At 69.9% G+C, this 9,790-nt stretch carries 14 protein-coding genes; 6 read left to right on the top strand and 8 right to left on the bottom strand.

Annotated features, from left to right (window positions below; translation table 11 throughout):
* Positions 1–293: 293 nt before the first annotated feature.
* The 3 genes from VFB40_RS19650 to VFB40_RS19640 all read right to left on the bottom strand — a co-directional run bounded on the left by VFB40_RS19650 (position 294) and on the right by VFB40_RS19640 (position 2,878).
* Complete coding sequence (locus tag VFB40_RS19650) at positions 294–902, bottom strand: NAD-dependent epimerase/dehydratase family protein (RefSeq protein WP_324852757.1); 609 nt, start codon at positions 900–902, stop codon at positions 294–296.
* A gap of 129 nt (positions 903–1,031) precedes the next feature.
* Positions 1,032–2,237: an FAD-dependent oxidoreductase gene (locus tag VFB40_RS19645; RefSeq protein WP_324852755.1), complete on the bottom strand. Its 1,206-nt coding sequence runs from the start codon at positions 2,235–2,237 to the stop codon at positions 1,032–1,034.
* A 41-nt stretch (positions 2,238–2,278) separates the two neighbouring features.
* Positions 2,279–2,878, bottom strand: coding sequence for a hypothetical protein (locus VFB40_RS19640; RefSeq protein WP_324852753.1), 600 nt, complete (start codon positions 2,876–2,878; stop codon positions 2,279–2,281).
* A 113-nt stretch (positions 2,879–2,991) separates the two neighbouring features.
* On the opposite strand from VFB40_RS19640, the gene VFB40_RS19635 reads away from it, so the two are divergent.
* From VFB40_RS19635 to VFB40_RS19625, 3 genes are all read left to right on the top strand, one after another.
* Positions 2,992–3,663, top strand: a complete 672-nt coding sequence (locus VFB40_RS19635) for a PadR family transcriptional regulator (RefSeq protein WP_324852751.1) — start codon at positions 2,992–2,994, stop codon at positions 3,661–3,663.
* Between the two features lie 213 nt (positions 3,664–3,876).
* A complete protein-coding gene (locus VFB40_RS19630; protein ID WP_324852749.1) occupies positions 3,877–4,896 on the top strand; it encodes a C40 family peptidase in 1,020 nt (339 codons plus the stop codon).
* 54 nt (positions 4,897–4,950) lie between these two features.
* Complete coding sequence (locus tag VFB40_RS19625) at positions 4,951–5,217, top strand: hypothetical protein (protein ID WP_324852747.1); 267 nt, start codon at positions 4,951–4,953, stop codon at positions 5,215–5,217.
* On the opposite strand, the gene VFB40_RS19620 is transcribed toward VFB40_RS19625, so the two are convergent.
* Positions 5,204–5,773 carry a CGNR zinc finger domain-containing protein gene (locus tag VFB40_RS19620; RefSeq protein WP_324852745.1) on the bottom strand — a complete coding sequence of 190 codons (570 nt, stop codon included), beginning with the start codon at positions 5,771–5,773 and terminating at the stop codon, positions 5,204–5,206. The two genes, VFB40_RS19625 and VFB40_RS19620, sit on opposite strands and share 14 nt — an antisense overlap.
* A 149-nt stretch (positions 5,774–5,922) precedes the next feature.
* Here VFB40_RS19620 and VFB40_RS19615 point away from each other — a divergent pair, with 149 nt between their 5' ends.
* Positions 5,923–6,084 carry a hypothetical protein gene (locus VFB40_RS19615; RefSeq protein WP_324852743.1) on the top strand — a complete coding sequence of 54 codons (162 nt, stop codon included), beginning with the start codon at positions 5,923–5,925 and terminating at the stop codon, positions 6,082–6,084.
* Between the two features lie 23 nt (positions 6,085–6,107).
* Here the strand turns inward: VFB40_RS19615 and VFB40_RS19610 are convergent, their stop codons facing one another.
* From VFB40_RS19610 to VFB40_RS19600, 3 genes are read right to left on the bottom strand one after another with little or no spacing between them, the layout of a single operon-like run.
* Positions 6,108–6,983: a TIGR03621 family F420-dependent LLM class oxidoreductase gene (locus VFB40_RS19610; protein ID WP_324852740.1), complete on the bottom strand. Its 876-nt coding sequence runs from the start codon at positions 6,981–6,983 to the stop codon at positions 6,108–6,110.
* The gene (locus VFB40_RS19605) at positions 6,983–7,471 is read right to left on the bottom strand and encodes a hypothetical protein (protein WP_324852738.1); all 489 of its coding nucleotides are present in this window, start codon (positions 7,469–7,471) and stop codon (positions 6,983–6,985) included. Before VFB40_RS19605 ends, VFB40_RS19610 begins: the two co-directional genes overlap by 1 nt.
* Positions 7,462–8,004, bottom strand: a complete 543-nt coding sequence (locus VFB40_RS19600) for a DUF1707 SHOCT-like domain-containing protein (RefSeq protein WP_324852737.1) — start codon at positions 8,002–8,004, stop codon at positions 7,462–7,464. The genes VFB40_RS19605 and VFB40_RS19600 overlap by 10 nt, the downstream gene beginning before the upstream one ends.
* A 109-nt stretch (positions 8,005–8,113) precedes the next feature.
* Here VFB40_RS19600 and VFB40_RS19595 point away from each other — a divergent pair, with 109 nt between their 5' ends.
* Positions 8,114–8,623 (top strand): MarR family winged helix-turn-helix transcriptional regulator, encoded by a 510-nt coding sequence (locus tag VFB40_RS19595; RefSeq protein WP_324852735.1) that lies wholly within the window; start codon positions 8,114–8,116, stop codon positions 8,621–8,623.
* A 44-nt stretch (positions 8,624–8,667) separates the two neighbouring features.
* Here the strand turns inward: VFB40_RS19595 and VFB40_RS19590 are convergent, their stop codons facing one another.
* Positions 8,668–9,369, bottom strand: a complete 702-nt coding sequence (locus tag VFB40_RS19590; protein ID WP_324852733.1) for an HAD family hydrolase — start codon at positions 9,367–9,369, stop codon at positions 8,668–8,670.
* Positions 9,370–9,494: 125 nt separating this feature from the next.
* Between VFB40_RS19590 and VFB40_RS19585 the strand changes: the two genes are divergently transcribed.
* On the top strand, positions 9,495–9,790 hold a 296-nt coding region (locus VFB40_RS19585; RefSeq protein WP_324852731.1), incomplete at its 3' end, for a GNAT family N-acetyltransferase.

The raw sequence follows: 9,790 nt of genomic DNA, 5'->3' as shown, positions 1-9,790 counted from the left end.
GGCCTCCTCGCAGCGAGTCAGGCCACTCATCTTGTGGACGGGTGCCGCCGCCTCGGACACGGTGCGACAAGATCGCGCCGGTGGCAATGGCCCCACGGGAACGTACTTCAGGGTTTCTTCATCCTTATCCTGCTGTTTGCGAACCCGTGGGACGATTCTCCCGAAACACCGCGCGCGGCGACGATGCCGCCGCCGCGCGCTTGTTCGATGGTTTTGCACAGGCTGGTAGTGTGTAGGTGCCGGTAAGAGAGTTATCCACAGGCGATATCCACACTGTGGATCGAACAGACGAGCTAGGCTTCGTCGCCCTCGGCCAGCACGACGACCCCTGATGCGGCCGTGATCAGCGGGACGGTCTCGCGTGCCGCGGCGTCGACGTGAATGCGCGGGTGCGCGGGGATCGACTCCTCGTAGAAGGTGTCTGGTCCGTACAGCTGGCCGTAGCGGACGACGACTCCGCCGATCTTGAGCACCTGGTCCTCGTGCTCCTCGAGGACCGCCGCGCCGCCGGAGGAAACCCAGGCGATGCTTTGCGCGAGGAAGTGGCGCGTGCCGGCGGCGACCGCGGCGGCCACCAGGTTGCGGGTGCCTTCGGTGCGGATGCGCGCGTTTCGGGCGGCGAACTCCGGGATGCGGTCCGCGGTGTCGGGCAGGTCGGTGAGCTGGTGGAGCACCGCGTCGGGGCGGAAGTCGACCACCGCGTCGCGTAGTGCGCCCGCATCGAAGACGTCGCACACGACCGGCTGCGCACCCATCGACGCCAGCAGTTCCCGCTTCCCCTCCGACCTGGTCATGGCGGCCACCGTGTGCCCGGCTGCGAGGAGGAGCGGCAGCAGCCTGATGCCGATCACGCCGGACGCGCCGGCCAGGAAGATGCGTAGCGGCGCGGACTGACCTGACACGGACTGGCCTGGCGCGCTCTGACCGGATGCAGCCTGCGCTTGCGCGGATCGAAGAGGGCCTTCGTTCGAGTGTTGTGACATCTCGTGCATCCCCGTCCCGTTCTGGTGCTGTTTGGCTTGGTCCCTAAGTTAGTCGCCGCCACCGACGGTGACCGGCTCGTCCCAGTCGATGCGGTACCGATGGGTCCAGCCGATGAGCTTTTCCGGCTTCATGAACGTCCGGCTCGCCAGCGGCATCAGCAGCGACATGAGCGTGGTCGCGACCGGACCCATCGACTTCTGGTTGTTGGTCTTCGCGGCCTGGGCGGCGACCTTCTCCACTCGCTCGCGTCGCAGCCGTTCGAACGCGGTGAACGCCGAGCCGACGTCCGGCAGGTCGCGCAGGCAGCGGGCGAGTTGAATCGCGCTCTCGGCCGCCAGTGACGCGCCCTGGCCGGAGCTTGAGGAGGGCGCGTGCGCCGAGTCGCCGACCAGTACCATCCGGCCGCGATGCCAGCGCGGTACCGAGGGCAGGATCTCCATTCCGCCGAAGGTGAGCAGGTCGTCGGCCTCGGTGCCGAGCAGCAGGTCGCGCCCGGGGACGTCGTCGGCGAACTTCTCGCGCAGGATGCGCATCCATTCGGCGCGTGGCGTCGCCCAAGTCTCGGCGGCGGTGACGAACTTCTCCTGCGTCAGGTTGCAGAACCATGCGGTACCGCCGTCGGGCACCGGCCAGTACCCGAGGAAGGCCTGCTTACCGAACGCGAAGTACATGGCGTCCGAGCGGGCACCGGGCACCTCGGCCTTGGACAAGGCGCCGAAGCCGATGAGCCCGGTGTACTGCGGTCCGGGCGCTGACGGATCGATCAAGGGCCTGACGACCGACCGGATGCCGTCGGCGCCGATGAGTATGTCCGCACTCGCCTCGGTCCCGTCCGCGAACCGTGCGGTAACGCCGACCGGTGTCTCCTCCGCGCCAACAAGGCGCTTGCCGTACACGGTCGGCACGCCCAGCTCAGCTACTTGTTCGCGAACCGCCTGGTAGAGCTCGCCACGCCACATCACCCGGCTCGGCGGCAGTCCGGAGACGCCGCCGAACTCGCCGAGCCGCTTGCCGCGCCAGTCGGTCATTACCATGCCCTGGATCGGCTGGCCGACCGGGTCCAGGTCGATGCCGACGATCTTGAGCGCGGCGAGCCCGTTCGGCGCGACCATCAGCGTTCCGCCGATGCCGTCCGCGGTGTCCTGGTAGGCCTCGTACACCGTCGCGTCGATGCCGGCCTTGCGCAACGCCAGTGCCGCCACCGGCCCGGCGATTCCGCCCCCGATGACGGCGGCTGTCTTAATCGCGTTCATGCTTGTGCCTCTCTCCCCGTTGTGAATTGGGCGTCTGGTGGTCAGCGAGCGGCGCGGGCCGGGTCGTCGATGGACGGGTGGCTTCCGGTCTGGTGTGCGCGCCGCAGGTCCTGGAGGTATTCGCGCGAGCACATCGCGGTGAGGATCGCGACGCCGCCGCGCTGCACCCGTACCTCGCTGTCCGTGGAAACGCCGGTCAGGCGAATGCGCCGGGTGCCGGCCGGGTGCGCCGATGGGGCTGGTGCCGCGGCGGCTGCCGCGTCCTTGACCCGGCCACGCGCGGTCCAGTGCAGGTCCCAGTGCTCGACCTGCGCGTCGTCGGGGACGAGCAGTTTGACCGTGGCGCGCTGGAGTTCGACGTGCAGTTCGACCGCGTCGGGCAGGTCGGGCGAGCGCAGGTCGAGGACGACCAGGCCGCTGCGGGCACGCACCTCGAAGCGGCCGGCGCGGGTCCAGTTGCCGAGGCGCTTGGCCACAGCGTGATCGGCGTGGACGCGCTCGACGGCGGCGGTGGCAGCCGGCGCGGCGACGACAGCGGCGGTGTCAACGACAGGGGCGCCGGTGACGGGGCTTTCAGTGGCGGGGGTGTCGGTGGTCGTGTCGGTCGGCACGGTCTTGCTCTTCATGGTCACGGTGTTCACCGCGGTTCTCCGTCTCTTGAGGCTGTTCTCGGCCCCGCCGGAGCGGGATGACTCGATAGTTGCATTGAAACTAGTCACACGTCAACTAGTCTCGTTGGGAGTAGCATGGACGCATGAGCACTCCGCATCGCGCCTCCCCGCTCGGCGTGACCGTTCTGGCCCTCTTGCACTTCCAGCCGCTGCATCCGTATGGCATCCAGCGCCTGATCAAGCAGTGGGGGAAGGACAAGGTCGTCAACGTCAGTCAGCGCGCGAGCCTCTACCGCACGATCGAGCGGTTGCTCGCCGCGGACCTGATCGCGGTACGCGAGACCGGGCGCGACCAGCAGTACCCGGAGCGCACGGTCTACGAGCTGACCGAAGCGGGCCGGCAGGCGACCCGTGACTGGCTGCACGAGTTGCTGGCCGAGCCAAAGCAGGAGTTCCCGCAGTTCCCCGCAGCGCTCTCCTTCGTGCTCATGCTCGCGCCGCGGGATGCGCTCGAAGTGCTTGAGCAGCGCGCCGCGGTCCTCAGCGCGGCGCTCGCCGAGCAGGAGAAGAGCCTGGCCGAGCAGCTGGAGGTCTACGGCCTGCCGCGGGTCACCATGCTCGAAGACGAATACCTGCGGGCGATGACCGCCGCGGAGCTCGACTGGATCCGCGCGGTGACCGACGATTTGCGCAGCGGGCGGCTCAACTGGACGCTCGAAGAACTGATCGGCTTCGCACGGACGACAGGGCAGCAGGCGTTGGCGGAGCCGGCCGCACAGTCCGAGCCATCCACGTCGGCCGCGCCGGCCTCGTGACGACCGTCGGCATCCGCCTCTTGGACAACCTCACCGCAACGATCAACGCGCTCTGACAAACCGGCTTCGAACACCGCCTGCCCGCAGTGAACCGGGACGGCGATCCGCTCGTGTCTCGCCTTCGAGCCGGCCTGCGCCCACCGGCCCGGGCGCAGCGTCGGCGCGACGAATCGGCGTCGCCCACACGCCGACAGCGGTGAAGGAGCTGGCCTCATGGCCTCGCACAGACGCAGGACGGTCCCGGTACGCACCGCGATCACGCTCACGGCGACCGGTGCCGCGGCCGCCACGGGCGTCGGCCTGTCCGCGACCGCGGGACACGCGGCGTCGGTCGCCGACGTCCAGGCGCAGGTGAAGACCCTTCAGCAGCAGGCTGAGACGGCCACCAACAACTACGACGCCGCGGCCGAGCAGATGGCCGCGCTGCACCAGCAGGTAGACCTGTTGCAGGGGCAGGCGGTCGCCGCGCAGAAGTCGATGACCTCGCTGCTCGGCGCGCTCGGGCCGCTGGCCGCCGCGCAGTACCGCACCGGCTCGGTCGACCCGGCGCTCACCATGATGCTTTCGCAGAACCCCGACCAGTACCTGCAGCACGCGCTGGCGATGAACCAGTTCGGCCAGAACGAGGCGATGATGCTCAAGTCGCTGAAGGCCGAGCAGGCCCAGGTGACGGCGCTCAAGAAGCAGGCCGCCGACCGGCTGGAGCAGCTGCAGCAGGCCGAGAACCAGGCCGCCGCGCTGCGCACGCAGATCGTGGCGAAGAACCGGCAGGCGCAGGCGCTGCTCTCCAGCCTGACCTTCGCCCAACAGCAGCAGATCAGCCCGGTCAACGTGGACTGGAACGTGTCCGCGGCCCGGATCGCGGCGCTGCCGCAGGTGTCCGGGCGGCCCGGCATCGCGGTCGCGTTCGCCAAGTCCAAGCTCGGGATCTACTACCAGTGGGGCGGGATCGGGAACCCTGGATACGACTGCTCGGGCCTGACCCAGGCGGCGTGGAAGGCCGCCGGCGTCCAGCTCGGCCGCACCACCTACGATCAGGTCAACGACGGGTACGCGGTGGCGCCGATCCTGTCGAATCTGCAGCCGGGCGACCTGATCCTGTACGACAATAACGAGCACATCGCGATCTACGTCGGCGACGGCCTGGTGATCCACGCGCCGACGACCGGGCAGCCGGTCCAGTACGGTCCCTGGAACATGCTGCCGATCGACGCCGTGCGCCGCGTCGTGTGACGTCCGCCGGTCCGACGAGGCACGACAGAACGACAGAACAGGAAGCTCCGGTCAATGAACGACGAACGCGGCCGCACGACGACGCACGCTTCGCAGGCGGGACCGGGGTACGCCGCTGACGGCGGCGCCGCGGCGCAGGACTGCGAGTGCGAGTTCTGCTCCCCCGAGCCCGAGCCGATTCCGGCACCTTGGGAGCGCAACGGCGATCCGGAGCACGATCTGCGACCCCTGTCGATGTCAGCGGCGCCGGCGGAACCCGCCGAACCCGCGGAATCCGACGAGACGCCGACCCTCTCGCTGGTCCCGATCAGTCCGCGCTGAGCTTTTCCGATCCGGCCTGGCGGGCGCGGAAGCTCGCCGCCTTGACCCGGTTCTGACAGGCCGTCGAGCAGTAGCGCTTGGTGCCGTTGCGCGAGACGTCGACGTACACGCGGTCGCAGTTCGGCGCCGAGCACATGCCGACCCGGTCGGCGTATTCGCCGCCGAAGACGAAGGCGAGGGCGACCGATGTCGCGCCACCGATTCCTTCCACGACTCCCGCGCCCGGGCCGTGGAAGTGCAGATGCCAGGGCTCGTTGTCGTGCCGCAGCAGGGTCGGTCGGGCGTCGTAGCGCACGATCATCGCGTTGAGCAGCCGGGCCGCCGCGTCGATGTCGCCGTCGTGCGCGGACGCGAAGACGGCATGCAGCTCCTCGGCGATCTTCGCGACGCCGCGGGTCTCCTTGTCGGTCAGCGGCCTGCCAGGAGTCAGTCCGGGGACCGCCTGGGCCCGTCCGCGCAACTCCTCGACGCCGTCCGCCGCGGGGTAGCCGCGGCCGCGGGATTCGCCCGGCACTATCGCGTTGACCAGGGAGACCGCGAGGTCCACCGAGCTCACTGTGTGACTGCCAAAATCCACTTGACCAGTCACCCCCTAGCGCGTATCGTCGTTACTGTCAAAACAAAGTATGACAGTCACGGATCGCACCCCGCCAGTCGCCGCACGGGCCTGGCCGACGAAGATCCTGACGGAGGGGAAAGACGAGCATGTTCCCGACCACCCTGGCCGACACCCGTAGCGACGAGCTGTTCCGGGCCGCGCGCGAGCACGAGCTGGCCCGCCGGATGGCCGCGGCCAACCGCTGGTCCCGCATCGCCGCCTGGGCCGACCACCGCGCCCGCCGCGCCGCCGAAGAGCTCAGCCGGTAGCTCTCCCACTTCCTGTCCACCACTCACTGATCCGCGAGCAGCCCGATCACCGGAGCGAACCGGTCGGCGAACATCACGTTCACTGAGACGTACGAGACGCCGGAGCGCTCCCGCCGCCGCAACAGCGCGTCAGCCATCTGACGCGGGGTGCCGACGAGCGCGGTGATCGAGCCGCCGCGGATCAATTCCTGCGGGTCGCCGCCGAGCCAGGCGGCGGCGTGCGGCGGCGCGTTCTCGCCGACCAGCGCGATGTTGAGAGCCAGTTCGAGCCGATCGAAGGCCGCTGCGTCGAGGCGGCGCAGTTCGTCGGCCTTCGCCGCCAGATCGTCGTCGGTGCTCTGCGGTGGCAGGCCGAGCGCGAGCGTGTCAGCGTGCTGCGCGGCGAGCCGCAGCATGCGCGGACCGATGCCGGCCACCATGATCGGCGGAGCCGGCTGCTGCACGCCGCGCACCGCGTCGCGCTGAGCCGCCGGATCGGATCCGGCGAAACGGGCCCGAACCGCGGCGATCGTCTCCTCGAGTCGCGCGATGCGCTCGGCGGCACTGCCGAAGGGCAGACCCAGCCGGGCGGCGTCTCGCGCGGCGTCCGGACGTCCGGCGCCGAGTCCGAGCTCGAACCTGCCTCCGCTGAGCGCGTCCAGCGTCACGCTCTCCCAGGCCACGGTGCCGGGAGAGCGCAGCGGCGAGGCCAGCACGTACGTGCCCAACCGCAGCGTCTCGGTGGCCGTCGCGGCCGCGGTCAAGGCAGCAAACGGTGCGAGGGTGCCGGTCGTGTCAGGGCACAGCAACGTCGAGAATCCGAGCTCTTCGAGGTGCTGCGCCGTCGAGGCCCACTCCTTCGCGCTACGCGCCACCGCGGCCACCGCACCGAAGCGGAACCTGCGGTCGTGCGCTGTCATCAGTCCCGCTCCGCGCCAAGCACGTACAGGTTGACCGCGTAGCAGGCAATTGCGACGCCGGTCAGCACGGCCATCGTCATCGACGCGCTGTTCGCGCCCTTGTCGACGAAGGTCGCACCGGAGAACGCGGCGCCGATCACGCACAGCGCGCCCACGATCGAGCTGACCAGGGCGACGCGGTGCCCGGCCCGGAACGCGGTCACGAGCACGACGATCACGTTGATGACCAGCAGCAGCCCGATGCCCGCGTGCGCGGCCAGCGCGGCCGGACCGTTGGAGAAGGCCTTGCCGAACGCTGCGCCCATTCCCTTGCCCTTGTCCGCGTCCGGGACGTTCACGAACAGGTTCACGCCCATGCCGAGTCCGTACTGGACGATCAGCGCGAGCACGGCGCCGAAGCTGGATCGCCGAAGCCTTTCCGCTGAAGGCGCCGACGCGGACGGGGCGGACACGGCGTTGGTCGTGGTGGCCTGCGGGGTCAGGTCCATGGTCGTACCTCTCGATTCCAGCGAGTCGAGCGCCGGTGCCGGCGCAGCAGGATGAACGCGAGCGGGATGAGCGGGAACGGCGGCGCGCCGTGCAGCGCGGCCAGGACCGCGAACGCCAGCAGCGCCGGAACGAGCACGAGCGAGCCGGCCCACGGCACCGCCGGCGGACGCGCCTGCCAACCGTCCGGGGCGGTCGCTCCGGAGGCGGAGGCGGCCGCACCAGCGTATTCGGGTACTGCCGGCGGCACCGGCGCGGGGCCGGGCAGGTCCGCGAACAGCGTGCGCAGCTGGTCCTGGGTGCGCGCGGCGAGTGCGGCGTCGGCGCGCTCGTCGAACTCGGCGCGCTCGAGCCGGCCGTCGGCGAAGTGCTTCGCCAGGACGCGCAACGCGGCTTCGCGTTCGGCATCGGACGCACGCAGGCCGATGCGGTGCGGCTTGTCCGGGTTCGACGCGGGGTTCTGGTTCCGGTTCTGGTCCTGATTCCGGTTCTGATTCGGGTTCTGGCTGTCGTTCGGAGCCTGGTTGTCGCTCACGGCGAGGTCACCTCCTCGGTGGAACTCCAGCGCCGCAGTTCCCGTCACGGCATTCGTTCCATGGCGGTACTATATCTCTCGTGCGACTATTCGAACCTGGGATTATCCTGTGAGTCAGTCGCTCGATCCGGGCCAGAGTCCGCCGAGCGTCGCGTTCCTGCTCTCCCGTCTCGGCTACGACGCTAGCGGCGAGATGGGCAAGGCGCTGGCCGGCCTCGGCCTGGAGCTGCGCCAATTCGGCCTGCTGCGGCTGCTCGCCAGCGCGCAGGGCGGTTCGCAGCGGGCGCTCGGCGCGATGCTGAACATCACACCCAACCGCATGGTCGCGCTGGTGGACGGCCTGGAAGCCAAGGGACTCATCGAACGGCGGCCGCATCCAGAGGATCGCCGTGCCTACACCATCGGGCTCACGGAAGCCGGCGCGGCCGCCTTCGGCCAGGCGATGCAAGCGGCCTTCGGCGTCGAGGCGACGATGTGCGAGCCGCTGGAACCCGAAGAGCGCACACAACTCCTCGGCCTGCTGCAGAAGCTCGCCACCGCGCGCAATGCGCGTGCCGGCGCCGTCCCCGGCGTGCACCCGGGCATGCTCGAACGCGACGACCAGCCGTCGGACCACTAGCGCTGTTCGCTAGCGGCGCCGAAACGCACCCTAATCCTTTGGCCTTAGTCCTTCGAAGGCTGCGACAGGATGCTGCCGTCGAGCTTGCCGAGCAGTTCGGCCGGCCCCTCGTACACTTCCACGGCCCCGGCCTGCTCCAGCTCAGCCCGCGACCAGCCGCCGGAAAGCATCCCGATGCACGGCACGCCGGCCCGCGCCGCGGCCTCCACGTCCCAACGCGTGTCGCCGACGAACACGGCTCGCTCCGGCGGCACTCCGGCACGCTCGAGTGCCTGCTCAACGAGATCCGGCGCGGGCTTGCTGGACGCCACGTCGCCGGCGCCGGTGACCGCGTCGATCGAGTCCTCTGCGTTCAGGGCGGCGCGCATCGCCGACAGTTCGTCCTCCTTGGCGGAGCTGGCCAGCACGACTCGCCAGCCACGTTGCCGGCAGGCGTGCAGAAGCCGGGCCGCGCCGTCGAACGGTTGGAGACTTGGCCAGTACGCCGCGAACAGCGCGTTGTGAGAGGCGCTGAGCGCGCTGTCGCCGTCCTTGTCGCGATCCGGGCCGAGCAGGTGGTCCAGCAGGTGGTCCGATCCCATGCCGATCGCCCGGTGCGTCCGCGCCATCGGGACTGTGAGCCCGGCCTGGCGAAACGCCTGCCACCAGGCGACGGCGTGCAGGTACGCCGTGTCGATCAGCGTGCCGTCGACGTCGAACAGCACCGCTCCCGCGTGGGCCCCGTCCGGTGACCGTTCCTCGCTCATCGCTGCCCTTCCGCCGTTACGCACTCGGACCTCGCGTCTAACCTGGTGTGGCCGGGTGAAACACGCAGCGGGGCGGGGCGGAAACCGCGTGGTCGCGGCGCGGCACGTAAAGGCATGATGGCGACGTGCTGATCAGAGAAGCTGTAGCGGACGACTGGCGCTTGATCTGGCCCTTCTTCCACGCGATCGTGGCCGCCGGCGACACCTTCGCCTATCCGACCGACCTGACCGAGGACCAGGGCCGCGAGCTGTGGATGCTCCCGCCGCCCACGCACACGGCCGTCGCGGTCGACGAGTCCGGCGCGGTACTCGGGACCGCGAACATGTACGCCAACCGGCCCGGCAACGGCGCACATGTGGCGAGCGCGAGCTACATGGTGGACCCGCAGCGGTCGGGCCGCGGCATCGGCCGCGCGCTGGT

Origin of the sequence: Actinocrinis sp., from assembly GCF_035650855.1 — a bacterium.
Classification (GTDB): domain Bacteria; phylum Actinomycetota; class Actinomycetes; order Streptomycetales; family Catenulisporaceae; genus Actinocrinis.
The sequence above is the reverse complement of the archived record's forward strand: the minus strand, read 5'-3'. Positions and strand labels throughout refer to the sequence as shown.

Coding starts and splice junctions, on each gene's coding strand:
- VFB40_RS19625 (WP_324852747.1), top strand. CDS start 4,951: ATGAACGACGAACGCGGCCGCACGACGACGCACGCTTCGCAGGCGGGA.
- VFB40_RS19615 (WP_324852743.1), top strand. CDS start 5,923: ATGTTCCCGACCACCCTGGCCGACACCCGTAGCGACGAGCTGTTCCGG.
- VFB40_RS19645 (WP_324852755.1), bottom strand. CDS start 2,237: ATGAACGCGATTAAGACAGCCGCCGTCATCGGGGGCGGAATCGCCGGG.
- VFB40_RS19590 (WP_324852733.1), bottom strand. CDS start 9,369: ATGAGCGAGGAACGGTCACCGGACGGGGCCCACGCGGGAGCGGTGCTG.
- VFB40_RS19635 (WP_324852751.1), top strand. CDS start 2,992: ATGAGCACTCCGCATCGCGCCTCCCCGCTCGGCGTGACCGTTCTGGCC.
- VFB40_RS19605 (WP_324852738.1), bottom strand. CDS start 7,471: ATGGACCTGACCCCGCAGGCCACCACGACCAACGCCGTGTCCGCCCCG.
- VFB40_RS19610 (WP_324852740.1), bottom strand. CDS start 6,983: ATGACAGCGCACGACCGCAGGTTCCGCTTCGGTGCGGTGGCCGCGGTG.
- VFB40_RS19630 (WP_324852749.1), top strand. CDS start 3,877: ATGGCCTCGCACAGACGCAGGACGGTCCCGGTACGCACCGCGATCACG.